This window comes from Methylomonas sp. DH-1 (genome assembly GCF_046097555.1).
Classification (GTDB): Bacteria; Pseudomonadota; Gammaproteobacteria; order Methylococcales; family Methylomonadaceae; genus Methylomonas; species Methylomonas koyamae.
Genome location: NZ_CP143089.1, coordinates 648,901 through 672,762 on the forward strand (window position 1 = coordinate 648,901; position 23,862 = coordinate 672,762).

Consider the following 23,862-nt stretch of genomic DNA (forward strand, 5'->3'; position numbering starts at 1 on the left):
AATCGATGCGCTCGGAATACCGGGATTTTGCCGGCGTTATCCGGCATACTGTCGATCAACGGCGCGGCGTATCGTTCGCACCTGCCGAACTGCTCCAACAAGGAGACTTATATGGCAATGAATCTGTTGCTGTTCTGCAAAGAGGATATTTGGCGGCTGGATGAGCGGAGTCTGGCCTGGTGGCCGGCGCTATGCGTCCGTTGTCTGAAGATCGCGTTGTTGGCGGTGCAAGGCTTTCGCCGCGATTTATGCCAACTGCGGGCCTCGGCACTGACCTTGTACAGCATCCTGTCCATCGTGCCGGTGATTGCGATGTTGTTCGGTATCGCCAAGGGCTTCGGTTTCGAAAAGCTGCTGCAACGGCAGCTATTGGAGCGAGCGCCGCAGCAGGACGAACTGATGCTGCGCTTGATCGGCTTCGCTCAAAACCTACTGGCCAAGACCCAGGGCGAAGTGGTGGCCGGCATCGGTATCGCCGTGTTGTTCTGGACCGTGGTCAGCCTGATCGCCAACATCGAAGAATCGTTCAATTTCATCTGGAAAATCGAGCAGGGCCGCAGTTGGAGCCGCAAATGCAGCGACTATTTGTCGCTGATGTTGTTGGGGCCGGTATTGTTGATGGCGGCCAGCGGGCTTACCGTGTTCCTGCAAACTCAGGTCGGCTGGCTGGCCGGCGCGATCCATTTGCCGGCTTTCGGCGTCTGGTTGGTGTTAAAGGCCTTGGGCCTGTCGCCGCTGTTGCTGATGATCGTGCTATTTACGGTGGTCTTCGTATTTATGCCTAACCATGCCATAGACTACCGTGCCGGGCTGGTTGCCGGCGTTGTGACCGGGCTGCTTTACCACGGCTTGCAGTGGGCCTATTTGAGTCTGCAAATCGGCGTGTCCAGCTATAACGCGATCTACGGCAGTTTCGCGGCCTTGCCGCTGTTCGTGGTCTGGCTGCAAAGCTGTTGGATCATCGTCTTGTTCGGCTGCGAGATGGCGTTTTATATCCAAAATTATCCGATACACCGCCATGGCGACCGTTTCGGCAATCTGAGCTTTTCGTTGAAGAAAATTCTGGCGCTGCAAATCACTCATGCCCTGGTCAAGCGTTTTCTAAAGCAGGAGGCGCCGCCCTCGGCCGAAGAATTGGCGCGGGATTTGATGATTCCGCTGGCTTTGGTCCAGGCATTGTTGAATAAGTTGATCGCCAGCCGCATCGTCGTCGAATTCTGCCATCCGGAACAAACCGTCTCGGTGTTTCAGCCGGCGGTCGATATCAATATTCTCAGTATCGGCTATGTGGTCGATGCGTTGGAATGCTGCGGCCAGAACCAGTTGCCGGATATTCAGCCGCAGCAGGATTTTGCCGAAGCCGTCGACCATTTTCGCCAGGCGATGGCGGATAGCGCAGGTAACCGCTTACTGAAAAACATTTGACGCCGAACGCCGCGGTTAACATCGCTTGCCGGCAATGCGTTACAATGCGGCCAAATTCGATGGAGGCGGTACTTGCATGCATGCAACAACTATTGCCGGTTTTTGATACGGTCCAATCCCAGCAGCCTCCTGCTCAATTCTGTTCTTCCATTTCAACCTGCGAGCACACCATGCCAGAAAATATTTCGAATAATGCCCTGATCCTTGCGCTGCTGTCCCTGAACGGCGAAATCGCGATCCAGAAAGACTATTTGGAATCCGACGAGATTCCGGAAGACGAGGTGGCCGACGAGGAAGAAGTGCTGGACGATCTCGAACAAGCGTTCATGGAATTCGTCGACGTCTACAAGGCCCGTGCCCTGGCCGATAAGAGCCTGCCTAGCTTGGACGAATTATTGGCCGGCGAGGCATAAGCGGCAATGAAGGTGTTATACGGCATCAAGAATTGCGATACGGTGAAAAAAGCCAGAGCTTTGCTGGATTCGCGCCATATCGAATACCGTTTTCACGATTTCCGCGCCGACGGGCTGGAGCCGGCTTTGCTGCAAAAGTTCGTCGATGCGCTTGGAGTGGATGCCGTTTTGAACCAGCGCAGCACCAGTTGGCGCCAACTCGGCGACGAGCAAAAACGCGACTTGACTCCCGACAAAGCCGTGCAGTTGATGCTGGCCGTACCGACTTTGATTAAACGCCCGATCCTGGACGACGGCCGGCAACTGCTGGTCGGTTTCAATCCCGAGCAATACCCCAGCGCATAATGACAGAAACGCTTTCCTTGCTGGAAGAGCTGATTCGGCGCGAATCGGTCACTCCCAACGACGCCGGCTGCCAGGATTTGCTGGCCGAACGCCTCGGCAAACTCGGCTTCAACGACGAACGCCTGAACTTCGCCGATACCCAAAACCTGTGGCTGCGCCGCGGCAGCGAACCGCCGCTATTCGTATTTTTGGGCCATACCGACGTGGTGCCGACCGGACCGCTGGCGGCCTGGGATTCGCCGCCGTTCGAGCCGACGTTGCGCGACGGCAAACTCTACGGCCGCGGTGCGGCCGACATGAAAGGCGGTATCGCCGCATTCGTGACTGCGGTGGAGCGCTTTATCGCCCAGTATCCGCAGCATAAAGGTTCGATCGCGGTGATGATGACCAGCGACGAAGAGGGCGCGGCGACTCACGGCGTCGTCAAAGTGGTTGAAGTATTGGAAGGCCGCAACGAAAAGATCGATTGGTGCTTGGTCGGCGAGCCTTCCAGCGATAAAACCGTCGGCGACGTGATCCGCGTCGGCCGCCGCGGATCGCTGTGCGCCAAACTGACCGTATTCGGTATTCAAGGCCATGTGGCTTATCCGGAGTTGGCGGAAAACCCGATCCATACTTTCGCGCCGGCTTTGAAGGATTTGACCGAAGAAGTCTGGGATCACGGCAACCGGTTCTTTCCACCTACCCGGCTGCAGGTGTCGAATATCAATGCCGGTACCGGTGCCGAAAACATCATTCCCGGCCAAGCCGAGGTGCAGTTCAATCTGCGTTTCTGCACCGAACTCGACGAAGCCACGATCAAGGCCCGGACTCAGGCCATCTTGGACAAATACGGATTCAAATACGACTTGCAATGGCGGCTGTCGGGCAATCCGTTTTTGACGGCGCGCGGCGAATTGGTCGACGCCACTCACGCCGCGATCGAAACGGTGTGTGGCTTTCAGACCCAGGACGATACCGGCGGCGGCACCTCCGACGGCCGCTTCGTTGCCCCGACCGGTGCCCAGGTCATCGAACTAGGGCCGTTGAATGCCAGCATTCATAAAGTCAACGAACATATCGGGCTGGACGATTTGGAAACGCTGAGCCGGATTTACCAGCAGATACTGGTCAACTTGCTGGCCTAAACCGTTGCCGGTCTTGTCAATCGCCTGAAGCTGAGCCGTCACCCGCTCTGAGGGGGCCGGCGGCGCGGAAAGGCCCTTATCTGCCGTCTGCCAAAGTTCCGCAAATCACAGGTCTGAGCAGCGGACTTATCTCTATCCAATCGCATGGACCGATTCCGCCGGTTAAGCCCGCTCCGCTTTAGAGCGCCGGCGAGGCCGAATCTACCCTGGTCATGCGCCAAAAATCATGTACTCTTAAATCCTGGATATTTTCCGGAAATCAATTGGCATCGCGCCAATGCCGGACACCGCTTCGATACCGCGAAACGCTTTGCCGATGTTTCGGCGTCGGCGGCCTGCGTCGATACCACAGGCGCGCGCCGCGCTGCTAACGGCGAAGCAAATCTTGAAACCGCCCTGAAAGCAGCCGATACGGCTTGGGGGACGCCATGGAGTTCAGCTCAGTCGGGGCGCCGTCGTTAGCGCGTTACCGGCACTATTTACCGGTGTTGCTGGTGCTGTCGGTGGCGGCGGGGTTTTTATTTTTCGCCTGGCAAGCGCTGGACCGGAACCACCGGCAACGGTTACACGAATATTTCGAGTTCGAGGTGGAGCGAATCGCTTCGAACATCAGCGAACGCATGGCATTGCATGCGTTAACCTTGCGTAGCGCGGCAGGGGTGTTTGCCGCCAGCGACGAAGTGACTCGTAACGACTGGCGCGAATTCGTGGAAATGCTGGAGCTGGACCAAAACCATCCCGGCGTGCAAGGCGTCGGTTATGCGCAATGGATTCCGGCCGACCAATTGCCGGCACACATCGCCCAAATTCGGGCTCAGGGTTTTCCGGAGTATGGGCTATCGCCGGACACGCCGCGCGCCAATTACAGCAGTATCGTCTTTCTCGAACCTTTCTCAGGGCGTAATTTGCGGGCCTTCGGCTTCGATATGTTCTCCGAGCCGGTGCGGCGGGAGGCGATGGAACGGGCCCGCGACAGCGGCGAACTGGCCTATTCCGGTAAGGTGATCTTGGTACAGGAAGCCAAAGCCGACGCACAAGCCGGCATGCTGGCTTACTTCCCGGTCTACCGCCACGGCCGCGTGCCACAAACGGTGGAGCAACGCCGCGCCGCTTTGCAAGGTTGGGTGTATATCCCGTACCGGATGAACGATTTGCTCGGCGCCATTCTCGGTAAACAGTTGTCGGCGTTGAGGCTGGAAATTTTCGACGCCGACCGGCTCGATGGCGACGGCTTGTTATACGACAGCAACGACACATTGGATTTCCAGCAGCCGATCGCCGGCGGCGACCGCATCAGCTCGAACCGGCGCCTGGAGCTGGGCGGAAGGCATTGGACCTTGCGTTTTACCGAGCTGGACGGATTTCGCCGGACCAACAAGTTGGAGCCGCCCTGGCCGGAGTTTCTGGCGGCGGCGTTTATCAGTTTCTTGCCGGTTTTTTTCAGCGCGGCGTATATCAAGGCGCGGCGCAGCAGTCTGATTGCGGCGCACTTGACCGAATCCTTGAAGCAGAGCGAACGCCGCTTCCGCAGTTTGTTCGAAAACTCGCCGGTCGCTTACGCGGCGCTGGACCGGAACGGCTGTCTGCTGGACGTCAATCCGCAGTTATGTGCGTTGCTCGATTATCCGCACGACGAATTGATAGGCAAAAATTTGTTCGATTTGCTGGCCGAGGACGCCGATAACGCACCGGATTTCGGGTTGAAACTGCAAATGCTGAACCATTACGGCGTGTTGGAGTGCGAACTGGCATTGCGCAGACGGTCCGGCGGCACCATCACGGTCATTCTCGACGGCCGCCTGCAAAGCCGTAAAACCGGGGGCGCCGTTATTCACTGTATTTTGACCAATATCACCGAACGCAAACGCGCCGAGGACAATTTACAGTTGGCGGCGCGGGTGTTTGCCGAGGCTCACGAGGGGATCACGATCACCGATGCCGACGGGACTATCATCGACGCCAATCCGACCTTTTGCGCGATTACCGGTTATCCGCGCGACGAGGTGATCGGCCGCAACCACAATTTCCTGAAATCCGGTAAACACGGCGCCGAATTCTATAAAAACCTGTGGCAACTGTTGCAGACCGAAGGTTGTTGGCAGGGCGAAATATGGAACCGCAAAAAAAACGGCGAGTTATACGTGGAATTGCTGACCATCTCGGCGATGCGTAATCCGAAAGGGGAGATCGTGAATTACGTCGGCTTGTTCTCCGATATCACCCAGTCGAAACTGCATCAACAGGCATTGGAAGAGATGGCGCACCACGATCCGCTGACGCATTTGCCGAATCGGACCTTGTTCAGCGACCGCTTTCAGCAGGCCATGGCGCGCTGCAAGCGCGACAATTCGATGCTGGGTGTGGTCTATATGGATTTGGACGGTTTCAAGCAAATTAACGATAATCTGGGCCACGATGCCGGCGACCAGTTGCTGGTGGAAGTGGCTGCGCGCTTGCGGGCCGGTTTGCGCGAGGACGATACCGTCTGCCGTTTGGGCGGCGACGAGTTTGCGGTATTGATGTGCGGCGTGGAATCGAAGCAGCAATGCGTACAGGCGCTGGAGCGGATTCACCAGAACGTCGCCCGGACTTACCGCATTGGCGGACGCCAGGTCGAAATCGGCATTAGTAGCGGCGTAACCTTGTATCCGTTCGATCCGAGCAATCCCGATTATTTGCTGCGCCACGCCGACGAGGCGATGTATGTGGCCAAGCAGCGCGGCCGCGACCGTTTCGAGTTTTACCAGCCCGACTGCAGCCGCGAATCGGTTTAGTCCGACGGCAGCGTTCCAACCTATTTTGAGTTTTTGCGGAGGAAATATGAATTGTCACGAAGTTGATTACCGGATCGTTGGCCACGACATCCAGATGGTCGAAATCGAACTGGATCCGAACGAAACCGTGGTCGCCGAAGCCGGCGCGATGACTTATCTGGAGCAGGATATCGAGTTCGAAACCAAGATGGGCGACGGTTCCGGCGGCGTGATGGATAAGCTGTTCGGTATCGGCAAGCGTTTGTTGACCGGCGAATCGGTGTTTCTGACCCATTTCAGCAACCGCGGCAGCCAAAAACGGCAAGTCGCCTTTGCGGCGCCGTTTCCCGGCACCATCATCGCGTTGAATATGGCGGAGTTGGGACAGGAAGTGATCTGCCAGAAATCGGCATTTTTGGCGGCGGCGTTCGGCACTCAGGTCGACATTGCCGTTAACAAACGGCTGGGCAGCGGATTCTTCGGCGGCGAAGGCTTTATCCTGCAGCGCCTGCGCGGCGACGGAATGGCCTTTATCCATGCCGGCGGCACGGTGGTGCGCAAGGAGCTGCGTAACGAGACCCTGCGCCTGGATACCGGTTGTCTGGTCGCGTTCAGCGGCGACATCGATTACAACATTGCCCTGAGCGGCGGACTGAAAAGCATGCTGTTCGGCGGCGAGGGTCTGTTTCTGGCGACGTTGAAAGGCACCGGGTCGGTTTGGATTCAAAGCATGCCGTTTTCGCGGCTGGCGGAGCGGGTGTTAAGCCAGTATCGGCCGCTGGGCCAGGATAGCCAATAAAGCCGGTTACAGCAGGCCGTGTTCGGCAAACGAGAATGGCGGGCCGTCGCCGACGATAAAGTGGTCCAATACCCGGATATCGAACAAGCCCAACGCTTGTTTCAGTTTGTCGGTAATTTGCCGGTCGGCTTGACTGGGTTCGTTAATGCCGGACGGGTGGTTATGGGCGAAAATCACCGCTGCGGCATGGTGGAACAACGCTCGCTTGGCAACCTCGCGCGGGTAGACGCTGGCGCCGTCTATCGTGCCGCGAAACAGTTCCTCCCATTGAATCACCCGGTGCTGGTTGTCGAGAAACAGGCAGGCGAAGATTTCGTAGCTGTGGCCGCGCAGTTGCGCGCTCAGATAGGCGCGGGTGATATCGGGGCTGGTCAGCGCATTGCCGCGTTGCAGAATTTCGGCGAAATGGCGGCGAGCCATTTCCAGTACCGCTTGTAGTTGCGCATATTTGGCGTCGCCCAGGCCGTGGCTTAGGCAAAACCGTTCTCGGTCGGCGCCGAGCAACGCGCGTAGCGAGCCGTATTCGCTCAGCAGTTCCCGCGCCATGTCCACAGCCGACTTTCCGGCAGTACCGGTCCGCAGGAAGATCGCCAACAATTCAGCGTCGGTCAATGCGCCGGCGCCACGCTGCAACAATTTTTCGCGGGGACGTTCGTCGGCTGGCCAATTTTTAATGCTCATCAACTCGTTCCGGCCGTTAAGAAACGGTTTTAAGCATAGAAGAATCCAACCGACTTTGCCATAATTCCCCAATTAGCCATTTTGGGGCGTGTTATTAACAAGCGAATTTTACTGGGGGTTTGCGGCGGTATCGCAGCTTACAAAGCGGCGGAATTGCTGCGCTTGTTGCGCAAGCAAGGCTGCGAGGTACGGGTGGTGATGACCGCCGCCGCCGCCCGGTTCGTGGCGCCGCTGACTTTCCAGGCCCTGAGCGGACACAGTGTCCACAGCGAATTGCTCGATCCGGACCAGGAGCAGGCGATGAGCCATATTCATCTGGCGCGCTGGGCCGACCTGCTACTCATCGCACCGGCGACCGCCGACATGCTGGCGAAAATGGCGCACGGATTGGCCGACGATTTGTTGTCGACGGTGTATTTGGCCGCCGAATGCCCGGTTTACGTCGCGCCGGCCATGAATCAGGCGATGTGGGCCAAACCGGTAACCCAGGACAATATCGCCCGTTTGCAGCAACACGGTGTGGTGACCATCGGGCCGGCCGCCGGCGAGCAGGCTTGTGGCGAGCAGGGGTTTGGGCGCATGGTCGAACCGGCCGAAATCGTCCAAAGCGTATTGGCCGATTCCGCAGGCAACTATCTTGCCGGCTTGAAACTGGTGGTCAGCGCCGGCCCGACCCGAGAGCCGCTGGATCCGGTGCGGTTTATCAGTAACCGCAGTTCCGGCAAGATGGGCTACGCGCTGGCTCGTGCCGCGGTCGCCGCCGGTGCCGATGTGACTTTAGTCAGCGGCCCGGTACAGTTGCCGGCGCCGGCCGGTGCCGAATTGGTCGAGGTCGAAACCGCATTGCAGATGCACGACGCCGTACTGAAAGCTTGCCGCAATGCCGACGTTTATATCGGTGCCGCGGCGGTTGCAGACTACCGGGCCAAGCAGATCGCCGCGCATAAACTGAAAAAAGCCGAAACCGGCGCCGATGTGATTCAGTTGGAAAAGAATCCGGACATCGTCGCCGATGTTGCCGCGCTGCAACCCAAGCCCTGGGTAGTGGGTTTTGCTGCCGAAACCGAAGATCTGGAGAACTACGCGCTGGGCAAGCTGCGCAGTAAAAATCTGGACATGATTGCCGCTAACTGGGTGGGCCGGGCCGAAGGCGGCTTCGATTCCGAGCGTAACGCCTTGCAGGTGTTTTGGCGGGACGGCCGCAAGGCGCTGGAGATGGCCGACAAAACCAGTCTGGCCGTGCAGTTGTTGCAATTGATTGCCGAGAAAATGCATGAGAAAAATTCAACTAAAAATCCTTGATCCGCGTTTGGGCGAACAGATCGCATTGCCGGCTTACGCCACGCCGGGTTCGGCCGGATTGGATTTGCGCGCCTGTCTGGAGCAGGCGATAACGCTACAACCCGGCGAGACCGCGCTGATTCCGACCGGTCTAGCGATCCATATCGACGATCCGCATTTGGCTGCGGTGTTGTTGCCGCGCTCCGGCTTGGGTCATAAGCACGGCATCGTGTTGGGTAATCTGGTCGGCTTGATCGATTCGGATTACCAGGGACAAGTGTTCGTGTCCTGCTGGAATCGCGGGGCCGAGCCGTTTACCGTCGAAGTGGGCGAACGTATCGCCCAAATGGTGTTCGTGCCGGTCGCGCAAGTGGATTTCGAATGCGTGACCGAATTCGATGCCAGCCATCGCGGCAGCGGCGGCTTTGGCCACAGCGGCCGGCATTAATCGAGGCAGTCCATGGGGCGTATTTTCAGCATCATCGCCGGCGTTGCCGTTTTTATGGTCTTATTGGCCGGCGGTGGCGCGTATTGGTTTTCGGCGGCTAAAGTCGCCGACACCCAGCAAGCCAGCGTTACGGCCGTGGCGAACGGCATGGCCGTCAGTTTGGCTAGCCAAATCGACACGCTACAGCACGTGGTAGACGGTTTGGCGCAAGCGCCGGACGTGGTCGCCGCATTGGCTTCGGAGAATCAGGATGCCGCAGTGCGCAACGCCGTGGCGGCAAGGTTGCAACAGGTGATTCCGAATGCGCTGAAAGTGCGTTTGTTGCCGGCCAACGTCAGCGAGCCCGATTTGGCCCAGGTGCCGAATATGGGGTTCGCCGATTTGGAAATGGTTAGGGCGACGCTTGCCGCCATTCAAAAGCCGTCGGTGCAAGGCGAGGGCGAACACCGCCACTTGGCAATCACCAGCCTGGTCAGCAAAAATCAGCAGCCGATCGGCGTCATTTTGGTCAGTTTGAAGCCCGATGCGTTGCAACTGTTAATAGGTAAGACCAATTTTAACGGCGGTTTCGTCGAAGTCCGGCAAGAGACCGCCGTGTTGGCCAGCGCCGGCAATCCGGCGGCCAAACTCGACGATCCACAATCCATGCCGTTGATCAATAGCCGCTGGCAACTGGATTTGTGGATAGGCGAGGCTACCGAACTGGCCGACGTCGTGCTGTTTTTATGCATCATTCTGATTCCGGCGCTGTTGGTAAGCCTGGCGTTTTTTATCGGTTACCGAAAATTGGCCGATTACTTGCGGCACGACCAGAGCAGTATCTTGAAAGCGGCCAAGGATATGATGACCGGCAAAAGCGCCGGACATTATCCGGTGCAATTGGACGAAATGCGTCCCATCGTCTCGACGCTGGCCCAATTCAAACGCATCCTGGAACACGAGAAGCAGCCCGAGAAAGCGGTCGAAGTCGACGAAGATTTCGATTTTTTCGAAGAGTCGTTCGATATGGATTTCGTCGAACCTTCCCAGGCTGCAGCGGCGCCGGCCCAGTACGCCAGCGTTCCGGTGGCGTTGGCTTCGGCGCCGGTCAATTTGCCGGCGGCGGAGCCGGCGCCGGCCGCAGCTCCGGCCAAACCCGCGGCCAGGACCATCGATATTTTTAAAGCCTACGATATTCGCGGCGTGGTCGGGCGCGACTTGACGCCGGAAACGGTACGGGCGATCGGCGTGGTGTTCGCAAACGAAGCGCGGCAACAGCAGGTCAAGATCGTAGTGTTGGGGCGCGACGGCCGGCTGTCCAGCCCAGAATTGGCCGATGCGTTGGCCCAGGGCCTGACTGCCGGCGGTTGTGACGTATTGGATATCGGGCTGGTGCCCACGCCGCTGCTGTATTTTGTAGCCCACCACAGCGAAGGGCGGAGCGGCATAATGGTTACCGGTAGCCACAACCCGAAAGAGTACAACGGCCTCAAGCTGGTGTTGAACGGCGAGACGCTGGCCGGCGAAAAATTGCAGCAGTTGAAAAAGCGTCTGGAATCCGGTGATTACAGCCAGGCCGAACCGGGCTCGATTCAGCGCAACAGCCTGTTCAGCAACGAATATATCGGCATGATCACCGAAGATTTGCATTTGGTGCGGCCGATGAAAGTCGTGGTCGATTGCGGCAACGGCGCGGCGGGGCGTTTGGCGCCGATGTTGTTGAAAACCCTGGGCTGCGAAGTGGTCGAGCTGTTTTGCGAGATCGACGGTAACTTCCCCAACCACCACCCCGATCCGAGCCAACCGGAAAACCTGGCCGATTTGGTTTCGGCCGTCAAGCATTACGCCGCCGATATCGGCCTGGCTTTCGACGGCGACGGCGACCGTCTGGGCGTCGTGGACTCTACCGGCAAAATCATCTGGCCGGACCGGCAAATGATGTTATTCGCCCGCGACGTGCTGACCCATAAACCCGGCTCGGAGATTATTTACGACGTTAAGTGTTCGCGGCACTTGCACGACCAGATCGTCAAGCGCGGCGGCCGGCCGTTAATGTGGAAAAGCGGGCATTCGCTGATGAAGGCCAAGGTGAAAGAAACCTCGGCGGCGCTGGCCGGCGAAATGAGCGGGCATATCTTTTTCAACGACCGCTGGTTCGGCTTCGACGATGCGCTGTATGCCGGCGCCCGGTTGATCGAAATTCTGTCCAACGATATGCGCGGCAGCGGCGACGTGTTTGCCGATCTGCCGGACAGTATCAATACGCCGGAACTGCACGTTGCGCTTGCGGAAGGGGAGGGTCCCGGTTTCATGGAGCGCTTGTCCGCGCTGGCCGAGTTTAAAGACGGCAAGATCAATAATATCGACGGCATGCGCGTCGAATTTGCCGACGGCTGGGGTTTGGTACGGGCTTCCAATACCACGCCGGTGCTGACCGTCCGTTTCGAAGCGGATAGCCAGGACGCCATGCAGCGGATCCAGGCCCGCTTCAGGCAATTGCTGTTGCAAGTCAATCCCGAACTTAATTTGCCATTTTAATTTAGCGAGACAATGAAAGAAAAAACCGCACACCAGATTGCCCACGTTCTCATCGAAGCCTTGCCGTATATTCAGAAATTCAAGGGCAGGACGGTCGTGATCAAGTTCGGCGGCAACGCCATGGTCGACGATGCGTTGAAGCACAGCTTCGCCCGCGATATTGTGTTGATGAAATTGGTGGGGATCAATCCTATCGTAGTGCACGGCGGCGGCCCGCAGATTGGTAACTTGTTGGGACGATTGGGCAAGACCTCCGAGTTCGTCGATGGCATGCGCGTCACCGACAGCGAAACCATGGATGTGGTCGAAATGGTATTGGGCGGTTTGGTCAACAAGGAGATCGTTAATTTGATCAACGTTCACGGCGGCAAGGCGGTGGGGTTGACCGGTAAGGACGGCAATTTCATCCACGCCCGCAAAATCAACATCACTAAAGCGGGGGCGTCGCTGGACGACGCGCCGGAAATCATCGATTTAGGCCACGTCGGCGAGGTCAGCAGCATCGATCCGGCGGTGGTGGAAATGCTGGGCAACAGCGATTTCATTCCGGTGATTGCGCCTATCGGCGTCGGCAAGGACGGCCATTCTTATAACATCAACGCCGATTTGGTGGCGGGTAAGGTCGCCGAGGTGTTGAAAGCCGAAAAGCTGATGCTGCTGACCAATACGCCGGGCATTTTGGATAAGGAAGGCAATCTGTTGACCGGATTGACCTTGACGGATATCGATAATTTAATCGCCGACGGCACGATATCGGGCGGCATGATTCCGAAGACGCGCTGCGCGACCGACGCCTTGAAAGGCGGGGTGACCAGCGTGCACATCATCGACGGCCGGGTCGACCATGCCGTGCTGCTGGAACTGTTTACCGACCAAGGCGTAGGTACCTTACTGCTGCGCCGCTAACTGGGATTGGATATACGGGGCGAATGCTTCGCGAATGGCTTGAGCCTTGGCGCTGGCGCATAGTTCGGTGCCGAGGCTGGATTGGCGGCAGCGAATGTCGAGAAAGATCTGGCGGACGTTGTTGTTTTCCAGCAGCGACGCCGATAGGCTCAAGTCGGTGTCGGTCTGCGGCGCGGCGCGCATGATCAGCTTTTCGCTTTCCACGTCTTGGCCGGTAGTGGAGTTGCTGGCTACGAACTCGCCGGCGATTTTCCAGGCTTTTTCGCATTGAACGGCATCCTCGCAGACGAACAGGCCCAGTTCGTTGCTGGCGTTGCTGGCGGCTAACGAGGATTTGTCGGTTTTTCCGGTTCGCTGGGTTTGCGTCAAAAACTGAAAGCGGGCGATATCGGCTTTGAATTCTTTTTCGCTGTTCTGCCGTTCCAATTGGTGGCGTTGCAGGTCTTGTTTGGCGAACTCGATTTGCTGTTTGCTGGCGGCGATATCGTTGAGTAATTTATCGGGCAATTTGCTGCCGCTTCGCTCCAGGTTGGCCGCTTGCTGCTGCTGTTGCCGAAGCTGGGATTCTAGCAAGTCGATATTGCCCTCGATAACCTTGCGTGCGGCGTCGAGCGCTGCTGTTTTGTTGGCGATCGCTTTCTGCAAATCTTCGATGTTGCGGAACGTACTCAGCAACACTTTATCGTTGGCCGCTTGCTTGGCGATGATCTTTTCCTGTTCCTTGCGCAGTTCGTCCAGCCGCTTCTGCTGGGCGATTTGTTCGGCGGTTTTGGCTTTTTCCACGACGTTGGTGACTCTGGCCTTTTCGTTCAAGGTCTCCCGTTTGTGCTGGACTTGATCGGGCGGCACTTGGTCGGAAAAATACACGTTACCGTTGTCGTCGACCCAGCGGTACATTTTTTTGGCAAAAGCCGGACCCGCGGCCAGCATCGGCAAGGCCAGAACCAGCGCGAGCAGCCTGCGTTTGGCGGTGTTGTTCGGTATGCCCATGTCGCGGCTGTCCGGCTAGCCCAAAACCGTGGCTAACTGATGCAGCGGTGGCAACACCATCATTTTCGCCAGTTGCAACAAAACCAGTGCAGCCAGCGGCGACAAGTCGATCCCGCCCAGGTCGGGCAATACTCTGCGGCAGACGTTCAACAGCGGTTCGGTCAAGCTATACAGGATAGAAGAGGCGCTGCCGTAATTGCCGGGAGCGAACCAGCTCAGGATCGCGGCGGCGAAAATCGCATAGACGAAGATGTCCAGCAGCATTTTTATCAGATCGGTAAACGACAGCAGCAGCAGCGCAACCACACCGACCGACAGGCCTTTGAGCGCCAGAATCGAAAAATTGGCGACCATTTGCAGCGCCAACGCCAGAACCAGCGAGGAGCTGTCGATGCGGCCGATTGCCGGGATAAAGCGGCGCATGATCCGTAGCGGCGGATGGGTGATTTTGACTAGAAACTGCGAAATCGGATTGTAAAAATCGGCTTGGGTCCATTGCAGCAGAAAGCGCAAGGCAACCGCCAGGATATACAGTGAGAACAGCGTGTCGATCAAAAATACCAAGGGATCGGTCATATAGTTACTGCCCATCAGTCGGCTCCGAGTTGTTTAGACATTTCAATCGAGCGATCCCTGGCGGCATGCAGCGCCTTAGCTACCAAATCTACGAAGCCGTGTTGCAGGAAGGTTTCGACGGCTTGTTGCGTCGTGCCGCCCGGCGATGTTACCCGCGCCCTGAGTTGTGCCGGAGACTCGGCGGATTCCAGGGCGATCTTCGCTGCGCCCAGCGCCGTTTGTTGAATCAATAACCGTGCCGAATGTTCGTCCAGCCCCAACTCCAGGGCGGCGCGCTCCATTGCTTCCATCAGCAGGAAAAAATAAGCCGGGCCGCTGCCGGATACTGCCGTAACTGCGTCGAGTTGGGCTTCGTCGCCGAACCATAATGTCAGGCCGACTGCGCGCAGAATGTTCTCCGCCAGGTCTTTCTGTTCGTCGTTGACTTGCGGATTGGCGTGCAATGCTGTGGCACCGGTTTGCACCAGGGCCGGAGTGTTGGGCATGCAGCGGACGATAGCGGTGTTTGCGCCTAGCCATAACGCCAGGCTTTGTTGGCTGATGCCGGCGGCGATCGACACCACGAGCACGTTTTTCTGCTTCAGTTGCGGTGCGATTTGCAGGCAGACGTCACGCAAGGTTTGCGGTTTGACTGCCAGCACCACTACGTCGGCTTCGTTGACGATGTTTGCGTTATCGGCGGCAATGTTGACGTGCAGTTGATCGGCGTGGGCTTGCAAGGTTTCGGGAACGGTGTCGGATACCCAAATTTGCTGGGGCGAGTGGCCGCTGGCTATCAGGCCGCGCATCAAGCTGGTTGCCATGTTGCCGCCGCCGATAAAGCCGATTGTTTTTGTGTTCATAGCGTACTGAAAAATAAATTGAATCGTGATGGAAACCGCTGTTGGCAGCGCATTCTACATGACAATGGTGGCGGCGCATCAAATCTCAAGCCGCGGCCGATTCCCGCAATCCGATATGCCTCGGGCGTAATCCCAATACCAGCAGCGAGCTACCGTAAACGATTATCGCCAAGCCGATGGTCGTCGCCAAATTCAGGCCGCGTTGAGCGGCATTCCAATTCAGCCATAAGCCGGCATCGACAAAATAGTACAAAAATGCCGACATGGCTGCGTTTGCCGCCACAATCCGTCCAATATAACCATACCAATCGGCGCAAGGCCGGTAAATGCGTGTTGCGACCAGGTTGCGTAACAACAGGATGGCGTTGAGGTAGGCGGATAATGTGGTCGCCAATGCCACGCCGGCGTGAGCCAAAGGCCAGACCAGGATCAAATTGAAGGCTACGTTGGCAATCATCGAATATCCGCCGAATCTTGCCGGGGTCTGGGTGTCGTGGCGAGAAGTAAAGCCGGGAGCGAGCACTTTAATCAGCATAAAAGCCAATAATCCGAGCGAATACGCCATCAGACTGCGGCCGGCCATCTTGACGTCGCCGCTGCCGAATTCGTTATATTGGAACAGTGTGGACAGTAACGGTTCGGCCAGTAAGGCCAGGCCCAAAGTGGCCGGCAGGCCGATTAGCAGCGTCAGTTTCAAGCCCCAATCCAGCGCCTTGGAAAATCCGAGTTGATCCGACGTGGCATGGTGTGCCGACAGATGCGGCAAAATAACGGTGGCGACGGCAATGCCGAGAATCCCCAGCGGAAATTCGACCAGCCGGTCCGAGTAGTAAAGCCAGGAAACGCTGCCCGGGGCCAGAAACGAGGCGACCAATGTGCCGAACAGCAGGTTGACCTGCACTACCGAGACGCCGAAAATCGCCGAAGGCATTCGAGCCAGCATGCGTTTGACGTCCGGGTCGCGGTAGGCCCAGCGTGGCCGCGGTAGCAGGTTCAGGCGTAATAGCGGCGGAATTTGACACGCCAACTGTATCGCCCCGGCCGCAAATACGCCCCAGGCCAGCGCTACAATCGGTTCGTCCATCAGCGGTGCCAGCCAGACCGCGGCCGCGATCATTGCGATGTTGAGTACCACCGGAGTCAAAGCCGGAACCGCAAATCGGCCCTGGGCGTTCAATATCGCGCCGGCAAAAGCGACCAGCGTGACGAAAAACAGGTAAGGGAAGGTGATGCGCAGCATTTGCACTGCCAGCGTGTATTGGTTGCCTTCCCACAAAAATCCCGGTGCAAACAACAGGATTAATAAGGGGGCCGCGACGACTCCGGCCAGTGCGACCAAAACCAATAATACCGCCAAGGTGCCGGAACTGCGGCCGATGAACAGGCGTAAAGCTTCCCGGCTGCCTTTTTGGTTATAATCGGCCAACAAAGGGACGAAGGCTTGGGCGAAAGCGCCTTCGGCAAATAAGCGGCGCAAAAAGTTGGGAATGCGGAATGCGACGAAGAAGGCGTCGGTTGCTGCATTGACGCCGAAAATATTGGCGAACAGCATGTCTCTGGCAAAGCCCATCAAGCGCGAAATCAGTGTCATACCGCCAACGATGGCCGTCGATTTGAAAAGCTGTTTACTCACTAATGTTCCCGGCTATTTAGGCAGCGCTAAAAATTTGACAATCATAGCATTCAAAAAGATAATAGGCGGTTCCAAATTCACTGAAACAAATTGATAGACTATGGCTAATTCACCACAAGCTAGAAAAAGAGCGCGTCAGGCAGAGAAAAGCCGTATTCGCAATGCCGGACAGCGCAGCAACTTACGCACTTTCATCAAAAAAGTGATCGCCGCTGTTAGAGCAGGCGATAAAGAGCAAGCGCAAGCCGCGTTCAAAGTGGCAGTCCCCGTTATCGATTCAGCCGTTAATAAAGGTTTGATCCACAAAAACAAAGCAGCACGCAGCAAAAGCAGACTGAATAACAGATTGCGCGCGATGGCTTAATTTCGGTCCACTGCCGATCGATTGCGAAAGGCCCGGATGGTTTCCATCCGGGCCTTTTTTGTGCCTGGTGCTTTTTGAGTTGGCGCACGCGGTTTTAGTCGTTGTGTTCGTTCGGCGCCGGTGTTTTCGAGCACTCATTCTCCAGTCTCCGCTAGGAGACAGTTTCTGCCGCGATGGTGCGGTCAAGATCGGTTCGGTCTTGCCGCAGTTGCAAACACAACGGCAGTTTGCAACTGTCGCGGCAGACTTTTTGCCGGCGGCGATTGCGCCCGGTAAACAAGCTGCTAATCTGTTACTGCTTAAGAATATCAGTAAAAGGTAATCGCCATGAATAACCAAGATCAAGCCAAGCTTCGCTGGGGAATACTCGGGGCGGCGCGTATCAACGAGCGCCTGCTGCCGGCTATTGTCGAAGCTAAAAATTCTGAATTGGTCGGAATCGCCAGCCGGCGGCCGGGAGCTGCGGCGCAAACCCTGGCGCAATATGCACCCTGCCATTCCAACGTCCAGAGTTACGATAACCTGGACAGTCTGCTCAACGACGAAGACGTGCAAGCCATTTATTTGCCGATGGCCAACCATGAGCACGCGGAATGGACTCTGCGCGCCATCGAGCACCGCAAACACGTACTGTGCGAGAAACCGATGGCATTGACCGTAGCCGACATCGATGCCATCGAAACCGCTGCCCGCCGCTACCGGGTCACCGTAATGGAAGGTTTCATGTACCGTTTCCATCCCCAGCACGCCCGAGTGTTGGAATTGATTCGTTCCGGCTTAATCGGCGAGGTGCGCTCGGTGCGCGCCAGTTATTCGTTCATGATGCGGCCGGCGCGGATGTATCGTCTGGCGGAGGACGTATCGCGCGGCGGCGGTGCGATGTGGGATATTGGCTGTTATGCGATCCATTCGTTGCGGATGTTTTTTCAGCAGGCGCCGCGCACGGCCACCGCGTTATCCAAGTACGTCGAGAGTGGGGCCGACATCACTACCAGCGGGATACTGGATTTCGGCGACGGCAAATTCGGCCATTTCGATTTCAGTTTCGAGCGGGCGCGGCGTTGCGAATACGAAATCATCGGCACCCAAGGCGGTATCAAGTGCCACGTGGTCTGGCAATTGCCGGGCGATATTCCGATTATTTCCTGGTGGACCGAGGACGGCCGCTTCGCCGAAGAGCGGATGCCGGCGGCCAACCATTTCCGCTTGGAAATCGAGCATTTCAGCGATTGCGTGCTCAACGGCAAGCAACCGCAATTGTCGTTCGACGATGCCCGCGATAACTGCCGGACCATCGTTGCCGCGTTGCAATCGGCGGCAGAAGGGCGGGTGGTAAAAATTTAGCCGAACGGATTGCCGGTCCAGACTTGGGGCTGGACCGGCTTGGCGGGGTTATTTGCGGAAGGTGAGGCCGTCGTTGGCAACGTCGATATGGATCGTGTCGCCGGGTAGGAAGCGGCCGGCCAGAATCTCGTTGGCTAGCGGATTTTCCAATTGGCGTTGTATCGCCCGCTTCAATGGGCGCGCGCCGTAAACCGGATCGAAACCGGCTTCGCCCAGTAAATCCAAGGCCTGTTCGCTGACGGCCAGGCCGATGTCCTTTTCTTGCAGACGCCGGCGCAACAATTCGATTTGGATTTTGCAGATCGCCCGAATCTGGCTTTGACCCAGCGGATGGAATACCACGGCTTCGTCAACCCGGTTGATGAATTCCGGGCGGAAATGCTGGCCGACAATTTCCATTACCGCATCCTTCATCTCGACATAGTTGTCTTCGCCAGCCAATTCCTGGATCACACTGGAGCCCAGGTTCGACGTCATCACCACCACCGTGTTTTTAAAATCCACCGTGCGGCCTTGGCCGTCGGTCAAGCGGCCATCGTCCAAAACTTGCAGCAGTACGTTGAACACATCGTTGTGAGCCTTTTCGATTTCGTCCAGCAAAATCACCGAATAGGGTTTACGGCGTACCGCTTCGGTCAGATAGCCGCCTTCTTCGTAACCGACATAGCCGGGAGGTGCGCCGATCAAACGCGCGACTGAATGTTTCTCCATGAATTCCGACATATCGATGCGGACCATGGCTTCTTCGGTGTCGAACATGAATTCGGCCAGAGCCTTGCATAACTCGGTTTTACCGACGCCGGTCGGACCTAAAAACAGGAACGAGCCGTTCGGCCGGTTTGGGTCCGACAAGCCGGCCCGCGAGCGGCGGATGGCGTTGCTGACCGCTTTCAAGGCTTCGGTTTGGCCGATCACCCGTTTGCCCAGTTCTTCTTCCATCCGCAACAGTTTTTCGCGTTCGCCTTCCATCATTTTCGACACCGGGATGCCGGTCCATTTGGAAACGACTTCGGCGATTTCTTCATCCGTGACTTTGCTGCGCAATAATTTGGCTTCCTGCATCTCGGCTTGCGATGCTAAGTCCAGCTCCTTCTCCAGCTTCGGAATTTCGCCGTATTGCAGCTCGGACATCCGGGTGTAATCCTGGCTGCGGCGAGCGGCATCGAGTTCCAAACGCGCATGTTCCAGGCGCTCCTTGATCGTCGCGGTGCCTTGCAATGCGGCTTTCTCGGCTTTCCAGATTTCATCCAGATCCGAATATTCTTTTTCCAGTTCGGCGATTTCCTCCTGCAACGTTTCCAGGCGCTTTTTAGACGCTGCGTCGCTTTCGTTTTTCATTGCCTCGCGTTCTATTTTGAGCTGGATCAGGCGGCGGTCGAGTTTATCCATCGCTTCCGGTTTGGAGTCCATTTCCATGCGGATGCGGCTGGCGGCCTCGTCGATCAAATCTATGGCCTTGTCCGGCAATTGACGGTCGGAAATGTAACGGTGCGACAGCATGGCAGCAGCGACGATGGCCGGGTCGGTAATGTCGACGCTGTGGTGGATTTCGTAACGTTCCTTCAAGCCGCGCAAAATAGCGATGGTGTCTTCGACGCTAGGTTCGTCGACCAAGACTTTTTGAAAGCGGCGTTCCAACGCGGCATCTTTTTCGATGTACTGGCGGTACTCGTCCAATGTCGTCGCGCCGACGCAATGCAATTCGCCGCGCGCTAAGGCCGGCTTCAGCATGTTGCCGGCGTCCATCGCGCCTTCGGCTTTGCCGGCGCCGACCATGGTATGCAACTCGTCGATGAACAGGATGACCTGACCTTCCAATTTGGCGATGTCGTTCAGCACCGCTTTCAAGCGTTCTTCAAATTCGCCTCTGAACTTGGCGCCGGCAATCAACGCTGCCATATCCAAAGACAGCAATTGCTTGCCTTTGATGCCTTCCGGCACTTCACCGTTGACGATGCGTTGCGCCAAGCCTTCGACGATCGCAGTTTTACCGACGCCGGGCTCGCCGATCAATACCGGATTGTTTTTGGTGCGGCGTTGCAAGACTTGTATCGTGCGGCGGATTTCGTCGTCGCGGCCGATCACCGGATCCAGCTTGCCTTGTTCGGCGCGCTCGGTCAGATTGATCGTGTATTTTTTCAAGGCCTGACGTTGGTCTTCGGCGTTGGCGTCGTTGACGTTCTGACCGCCGCGCATGTTTTCGATGGCTTTTTCGACCGCCGATGCCGTGACGCCGGCTTTTTTCAGCAGGTTTTGCAAGGTTCCGCTGGTTTCCAGTGCCGCTAACAGAAACAGTTCGCTGGAGATGTAGGCGTCTTTGCGCTTTTGCGCCAGCTTGTCGGTCAGATTCAGCATTCGCGACAGTTCGTTGGAAATTTGCACATCGCCGCCGGCGCCGGAAACGCTGGCCAAACGGTCGATCTCTTTCAACAGATCGTTGCGCAAGGTATTGACCTGAACGCCGACCTGTTGCAACAACGGTTTGATGCTGCCGCCCTCTTGGTCGATCAAGGCTTGCATGACATGCAACGGCTCGATGAACTGGTGGTCTTTGCCGAGCGCCAGGCTTTGTGCGTCGCCGAGAGCCTGTTGAAATTTACTGGTTAATTTATCCATTCGCATGCAGCGTACCTCGTTAGGAAAATAAGTTGAGTTGCGACCGAAATGGGGCGGCCCGAATCCGTTTTCAAGCGCGGAGGCAAGTACCGGGCAAAATTTCCGTTAAATCTTCAAGGTAATGCCGAATATCGCCGGTAGCTTAGACAATTGATTCAAAGTACAATGCCCGCGCTCAGATAACAGATGTTCACGGCTTATCGCCACTGCTTCAGGCAGCAACGGTTGTCCACAATGTCGGTCTGCGTAACCAATAGTTTTATTTTGTAGGAGTTTTAAGATGGCAACAGGCACTGTAAAGTGGTTTAACAACACCAAAGGTTTTGGATTTATCGAGCCTTCCGAAGGAAAAGAAGATGTGTTCGTGCATCATTCCGTGATTTTGGGAGAAGGTTTTAAAACCTTGTCGCCTGGCCAATCGGTCCAGTTCGAGATCGAATCCGGCCCTAAAGGCTTAACTGCCACAAACGTCCTGCCCAGATAAGCGTTCACGGTTACGGAAACAAAGGCTCTTGATTTTCAAGAGCCTTTTTTATGCGCGAAACCAGGCCGTTTCGCTAGGGACCGCGCACCAAGCAAGCTATAATGCAAACTCCTTTCCAAACTGGGATTAATGTATGGCTCGCGAATTTTCATCGTTAAAACAATTGGATATCCCGGTTAAAGTGCTGTTCACCGGTTATTTGACGACGGTGGCTGTCGGGTATCTGGTGGCGTTGATTCAAATCTTGTTTACCCATGGGATGGCCGACGGCAAATTCGGCCTGTCGATAGACGACATCGTATACAGTTACTACGGTAACCGTTCCGGTACGGTCTTGGAGACCAAACTGAACGGTTCGATGAAGGAAAACGCCTCGGAACAGGAGCGTTTTCTGATCATGCAATGGGTGCGCGATGGCGCCGACGAGGACGATTACGAAGAGTCCGGCGTCGCCAAAATCATTCAGGACCGCTGCGTGATGTGCCATAACAAGGAGTCTTCGCTGCCCGATTTCAACGATTTTAAGGTGCTGAAAGAGCTCACCAAAGAGGATGAAGGTGCAACCTTCGGCTCGTTGACTCGGGTGTCCCACATCCATTTGTTCGGCATCAGCTTTATTTTCATGTTTGTTGGCTTGATTTTCAGCTTTGCCGAAACCAGCACCGTCAAATACAAATCGATCGCTATCGGCATGCCGTACGTGTTCCTGCTAGTGGATATTTTGTCCTGGTGGCTGACCAAGTTGCATCCGATATTCGCGTGGCTGGTGGTGTTGGCCGGTGGCGGCATGGCGGTATCGTTTGCGTTTATGTGGACGGTGTCGGTGGCTGAAATGTGGCTATTCGACAAAGTGTTTCTGGATGGGCAGGGGCAGCCTCGGCCGCAGTGGAGTACCATCGTCGAAACCAAATTCGAAGAGTTAGGCGGTATCGATGCTTACCGCAAAATAGCGGCGTGGGCTAAGCGGATAGGCTTGTCCGCATGCGGCGTCTGCCAAAGCAAACTGGCACCTTATCTGCAAAGCCTTTGTGCAAAAATCTTTAAAAAAGACAAATAGTTAACGAGTGTGATTGTGTCTGCAAAATGCTGACAAACATTAAAGTTTTGGGCTGCGGGCCGATACGCTAAGCGGTATGATAGCAAACCTATTTTGCAGGAGGTGTACCATGATTACCAACGCTCTGAACAGTGCCACCAGCCTGATCACGCAAGCTCAGCAAAAAGCCAGCAGCGCCGCGCAGACTATCGCCAGTTTGCCGGTTCAGGAGCAGGAGGTCGGTGGTTCCAAAGATGTAGGCTCAGCGGAGATGTTCAAGCCGGTGTTGAGTTTGAAAGAAGCCGAGCTAGAAACTTCGGCCGGCGTCAAAATCATCCAGGCCCACGAGAAAATGCTGGGTTCGATTTTAGATATCCGTGCTTAATAACTGACGCTGACGTCATAGCCCAAGGCTCTGGCGTCGGCAGCCAAAGCATCGATGGTAGCTGCGGATGCTTTGGCCAATTCCGCTGCTTCCGCTTGTAAAGAAGGCCGTGCCAGACTGTAGAGCATGACCTGTTCGATGTTTATTCCCATCTCCCGCAATTGTTTTAGCAAAGCCAAATAAGCTTGTTTTTCCTGATCCGACCAAGCAAATCGATAGCTGAAAACGCAGGTCTGTAACTTGGTTCGGCAAAGCTCGGCTGCGACCTTGAGGTGTTCCAGCAGTTTTTGTTGGCTTTGGCTGGTATGGTTGATCAACTTGCGGCCGGATTCGGTCGCGCTATCCAGCTTGAACCACAGCTCTCCGTTGTAACGCGCCAATGTTCTCAGTCCTTGTTGGACTGCGGATTGATGAATCAGGCTGCCGTTGCTGATCAGCACGTAACGGCTTGCGGGAAATACGCCGGCTTGACTGGCGATGTCACCGATCAGTTCGACGGCTCGGTCGAAATTTTTCAAACTGGTGGGCTCGCCGTTACCGGAGATGGCAATGTCCTTGATAACGCGCTGCGGTTCCGGGATATTGAAGCGCTGATAAAAGTCGCCGTTTAAGACTTGGGTCAGGAAGGCTCGCAGTTCTTGCGCCAGCAATGCGAAGTCCATCTCCGGCGCATTACCGCGCTGCAGGTCGGGGACTTGGCAATATACGCAATGCCAATTGCAGGCGTTGTTGGGATTGAAATTAATCCCAATCGACAGGCCGCCGGAGCGGCGGGAGATGACCGGATAAACGTAACGCAGACCGGCGCTGTTCCGGTCGTGGTCGCTAGTGCTGAGCGATATGGGCATGCAAGGCAGCGAACAGCCAACCGGCCGGAAAGCCGATCGGCTGTCTGTG

22 protein-coding genes are annotated in these 23,862 nt (G+C 56.4%); 15 read left to right on the forward strand and 7 right to left on the reverse strand.

All coding sequences use genetic code 11. The features are described 5' to 3' along the window. Positions 1-111: 111 nt before the first annotated feature. The 6 genes from VXJ35_RS03065 to VXJ35_RS03090 all read left to right on the forward strand — a co-directional run bounded on the left by VXJ35_RS03065 (position 112) and on the right by VXJ35_RS03090 (position 6,862). Complete coding sequence (locus VXJ35_RS03065) at positions 112-1,425, forward strand: YihY/virulence factor BrkB family protein (protein WP_064023345.1); 1,314 nt, start codon at positions 112-114, stop codon at positions 1,423-1,425. 170 nt (positions 1,426-1,595) lie between these two features. After that, positions 1,596-1,838, forward strand: a complete 243-nt coding sequence (locus tag VXJ35_RS03070) for a hypothetical protein (RefSeq protein WP_054760097.1) — start codon at positions 1,596-1,598, stop codon at positions 1,836-1,838. A gap of 6 nt (positions 1,839-1,844) precedes the next feature. After that, on the forward strand, positions 1,845-2,183 hold the full coding sequence (locus VXJ35_RS03075) for an ArsC family reductase (protein WP_064020442.1): 339 nt from the start codon (positions 1,845-1,847) through the stop codon (positions 2,181-2,183). Beyond that, positions 2,183-3,310 carry a succinyl-diaminopimelate desuccinylase gene (gene dapE / locus VXJ35_RS03080; protein WP_064020443.1) on the forward strand — a complete coding sequence of 376 codons (1,128 nt, stop codon included), beginning with the start codon at positions 2,183-2,185 and terminating at the stop codon, positions 3,308-3,310. Before VXJ35_RS03075 ends, dapE begins: the two co-directional genes overlap by 1 nt. Before the next feature lie 428 nt (positions 3,311-3,738). Next, positions 3,739-6,084, forward strand: coding sequence for a CHASE domain-containing protein (locus tag VXJ35_RS03085; protein ID WP_064020444.1), 2,346 nt, complete (start codon positions 3,739-3,741; stop codon positions 6,082-6,084). Positions 6,085-6,130: 46 nt separating this feature from the next. Continuing rightward, positions 6,131-6,862 carry a TIGR00266 family protein gene (locus VXJ35_RS03090; protein ID WP_064020445.1) on the forward strand — a complete coding sequence of 244 codons (732 nt, stop codon included), beginning with the start codon at positions 6,131-6,133 and terminating at the stop codon, positions 6,860-6,862. 6 nt (positions 6,863-6,868) lie between these two features. Here the strand turns inward: VXJ35_RS03090 and radC are convergent, their stop codons facing one another. Further along, the gene (gene radC, locus VXJ35_RS03095) at positions 6,869-7,543 is read right to left on the reverse strand and encodes a RadC family protein (RefSeq protein ID WP_064020446.1); all 675 of its coding nucleotides are present in this window, start codon (positions 7,541-7,543) and stop codon (positions 6,869-6,871) included. Positions 7,544-7,624: 81 nt separating this feature from the next. On the opposite strand from radC, the gene coaBC reads away from it, so the two are divergent. From coaBC to argB, 4 genes are read left to right on the forward strand one after another with little or no spacing between them, the layout of a single operon-like run. Further along, positions 7,625-8,845: a bifunctional phosphopantothenoylcysteine decarboxylase/phosphopantothenate--cysteine ligase CoaBC gene (gene coaBC, locus VXJ35_RS03100; RefSeq protein ID WP_064020447.1), complete on the forward strand. Its 1,221-nt coding sequence runs from the start codon at positions 7,625-7,627 to the stop codon at positions 8,843-8,845. Beyond that, positions 8,817-9,272 carry a dUTP diphosphatase gene (gene dut / locus VXJ35_RS03105; protein ID WP_064020448.1) on the forward strand — a complete coding sequence of 152 codons (456 nt, stop codon included), beginning with the start codon at positions 8,817-8,819 and terminating at the stop codon, positions 9,270-9,272. The genes coaBC and dut overlap by 29 nt, the downstream gene beginning before the upstream one ends. A gap of 12 nt (positions 9,273-9,284) precedes the next feature. Then, entirely contained in the window at positions 9,285-11,789 is a 2,505-nt protein-coding gene (locus VXJ35_RS03110; protein ID WP_064020449.1) for a phosphomannomutase/phosphoglucomutase, read from the forward strand. A gap of 12 nt (positions 11,790-11,801) precedes the next feature. Beyond that, positions 11,802-12,695: an acetylglutamate kinase gene (gene argB / locus VXJ35_RS03115; protein WP_064020450.1), complete on the forward strand. Its 894-nt coding sequence runs from the start codon at positions 11,802-11,804 to the stop codon at positions 12,693-12,695. Here the strand turns inward: argB and VXJ35_RS03120 are convergent. From VXJ35_RS03120 to murJ, 4 genes are all read right to left on the reverse strand, one after another. Then, positions 12,678-13,685, reverse strand: a complete 1,008-nt coding sequence (locus tag VXJ35_RS03120; RefSeq protein WP_231914838.1) for a DUF4124 domain-containing protein — start codon at positions 13,683-13,685, stop codon at positions 12,678-12,680. The two genes, argB and VXJ35_RS03120, sit on opposite strands and share 18 nt — an antisense overlap. 15 nt (positions 13,686-13,700) lie before the next feature. Then, positions 13,701-14,276, reverse strand: a complete 576-nt coding sequence (locus VXJ35_RS03125) for a YggT family protein (RefSeq protein WP_064020451.1) — start codon at positions 14,274-14,276, stop codon at positions 13,701-13,703. After that, positions 14,276-15,103 carry a pyrroline-5-carboxylate reductase gene (gene proC / locus VXJ35_RS03130; protein ID WP_064020452.1) on the reverse strand — a complete coding sequence of 276 codons (828 nt, stop codon included), beginning with the start codon at positions 15,101-15,103 and terminating at the stop codon, positions 14,276-14,278. The genes VXJ35_RS03125 and proC overlap by 1 nt, the downstream gene beginning before the upstream one ends. A gap of 85 nt (positions 15,104-15,188) precedes the next feature. Continuing rightward, positions 15,189-16,736, reverse strand: coding sequence for a murein biosynthesis integral membrane protein MurJ (gene murJ / locus VXJ35_RS03135; protein ID WP_197495954.1), 1,548 nt, complete (start codon positions 16,734-16,736; stop codon positions 15,189-15,191). A gap of 100 nt (positions 16,737-16,836) precedes the next feature. Between murJ and rpsT the strand changes: the two genes are divergently transcribed. Both rpsT and VXJ35_RS03145 read left to right on the forward strand, forming a co-directional pair. Continuing rightward, positions 16,837-17,100, forward strand: coding sequence for a 30S ribosomal protein S20 (rpsT, locus tag VXJ35_RS03140; RefSeq protein ID WP_054761300.1), 264 nt, complete (start codon positions 16,837-16,839; stop codon positions 17,098-17,100). A 327-nt stretch (positions 17,101-17,427) separates the two neighbouring features. After that, complete coding sequence (locus VXJ35_RS03145; RefSeq protein WP_064020453.1) at positions 17,428-18,444, forward strand: Gfo/Idh/MocA family protein; 1,017 nt, start codon at positions 17,428-17,430, stop codon at positions 18,442-18,444. A gap of 48 nt (positions 18,445-18,492) precedes the next feature. Here the strand turns inward: VXJ35_RS03145 and clpB are convergent, their stop codons facing one another. Next, on the reverse strand, positions 18,493-21,066 hold the full coding sequence (gene clpB, locus VXJ35_RS03150) for an ATP-dependent chaperone ClpB (RefSeq protein WP_064020454.1): 2,574 nt from the start codon (positions 21,064-21,066) through the stop codon (positions 18,493-18,495). A 274-nt stretch (positions 21,067-21,340) separates the two neighbouring features. On the opposite strand from clpB, the gene VXJ35_RS03155 reads away from it, so the two are divergent. From VXJ35_RS03155 to VXJ35_RS03165, 3 genes are all read left to right on the forward strand, one after another. Further along, positions 21,341-21,544, forward strand: coding sequence for a cold-shock protein (locus VXJ35_RS03155; protein WP_064040968.1), 204 nt, complete (start codon positions 21,341-21,343; stop codon positions 21,542-21,544). A 133-nt stretch (positions 21,545-21,677) separates the two neighbouring features. Next, positions 21,678-22,601, forward strand: a complete 924-nt coding sequence (locus VXJ35_RS03160; protein WP_064020455.1) for a hypothetical protein — start codon at positions 21,678-21,680, stop codon at positions 22,599-22,601. Between the two features lie 109 nt (positions 22,602-22,710). Continuing rightward, entirely contained in the window at positions 22,711-22,965 is a 255-nt protein-coding gene (locus VXJ35_RS03165; RefSeq protein WP_064020456.1) for a hypothetical protein, read from the forward strand. Here VXJ35_RS03165 and VXJ35_RS03170 read toward each other — a convergent pair. Next, positions 22,962-23,813 carry a radical SAM protein gene (locus VXJ35_RS03170; protein ID WP_064020457.1) on the reverse strand — a complete coding sequence of 284 codons (852 nt, stop codon included), beginning with the start codon at positions 23,811-23,813 and terminating at the stop codon, positions 22,962-22,964. The two genes, VXJ35_RS03165 and VXJ35_RS03170, sit on opposite strands and share 4 nt — an antisense overlap. Positions 23,814-23,862: the final 49 nt, after the last annotated feature.

Excerpts from the sequence above, each read along its gene's own strand:
- VXJ35_RS03065 (WP_064023345.1), top strand. The coding sequence starts at position 112 with ATGGCAATGAATCTGTTGCTGTTCTGCAAAGAGGATATTTGGCGGCTG.
- VXJ35_RS03070 (WP_054760097.1), top strand. The coding sequence starts at position 1,596 with ATGCCAGAAAATATTTCGAATAATGCCCTGATCCTTGCGCTGCTGTCC.
- VXJ35_RS03075 (WP_064020442.1), top strand. The coding sequence starts at position 1,845 with ATGAAGGTGTTATACGGCATCAAGAATTGCGATACGGTGAAAAAAGCC.
- dapE (WP_064020443.1), top strand. The coding sequence starts at position 2,183 with ATGACAGAAACGCTTTCCTTGCTGGAAGAGCTGATTCGGCGCGAATCG.
- VXJ35_RS03085 (WP_064020444.1), top strand. The coding sequence starts at position 3,739 with ATGGAGTTCAGCTCAGTCGGGGCGCCGTCGTTAGCGCGTTACCGGCAC.
- VXJ35_RS03090 (WP_064020445.1), top strand. The coding sequence starts at position 6,131 with ATGAATTGTCACGAAGTTGATTACCGGATCGTTGGCCACGACATCCAG.
- radC (WP_064020446.1), bottom strand. The coding sequence starts at position 7,543 with ATGAGCATTAAAAATTGGCCAGCCGACGAACGTCCCCGCGAAAAATTG.
- dut (WP_064020448.1), top strand. The coding sequence starts at position 8,817 with ATGAGAAAAATTCAACTAAAAATCCTTGATCCGCGTTTGGGCGAACAG.
- VXJ35_RS03110 (WP_064020449.1), top strand. The coding sequence starts at position 9,285 with ATGGGGCGTATTTTCAGCATCATCGCCGGCGTTGCCGTTTTTATGGTC.
- argB (WP_064020450.1), top strand. The coding sequence starts at position 11,802 with ATGAAAGAAAAAACCGCACACCAGATTGCCCACGTTCTCATCGAAGCC.
- VXJ35_RS03120 (WP_231914838.1), bottom strand. The coding sequence starts at position 13,685 with ATGGGCATACCGAACAACACCGCCAAACGCAGGCTGCTCGCGCTGGTT.
- VXJ35_RS03125 (WP_064020451.1), bottom strand. The coding sequence starts at position 14,276 with ATGGGCAGTAACTATATGACCGATCCCTTGGTATTTTTGATCGACACG.
- proC (WP_064020452.1), bottom strand. The coding sequence starts at position 15,103 with ATGAACACAAAAACAATCGGCTTTATCGGCGGCGGCAACATGGCAACC.
- rpsT (WP_054761300.1), top strand. The coding sequence starts at position 16,837 with ATGGCTAATTCACCACAAGCTAGAAAAAGAGCGCGTCAGGCAGAGAAA.
- VXJ35_RS03145 (WP_064020453.1), top strand. The coding sequence starts at position 17,428 with ATGAATAACCAAGATCAAGCCAAGCTTCGCTGGGGAATACTCGGGGCG.
- clpB (WP_064020454.1), bottom strand. The coding sequence starts at position 21,066 with ATGCGAATGGATAAATTAACCAGTAAATTTCAACAGGCTCTCGGCGAC.
- VXJ35_RS03155 (WP_064040968.1), top strand. The coding sequence starts at position 21,341 with ATGGCAACAGGCACTGTAAAGTGGTTTAACAACACCAAAGGTTTTGGA.
- VXJ35_RS03160 (WP_064020455.1), top strand. The coding sequence starts at position 21,678 with ATGGCTCGCGAATTTTCATCGTTAAAACAATTGGATATCCCGGTTAAA.
- VXJ35_RS03165 (WP_064020456.1), top strand. The coding sequence starts at position 22,711 with ATGATTACCAACGCTCTGAACAGTGCCACCAGCCTGATCACGCAAGCT.
- VXJ35_RS03170 (WP_064020457.1), bottom strand. The coding sequence starts at position 23,813 with ATGCCCATATCGCTCAGCACTAGCGACCACGACCGGAACAGCGCCGGT.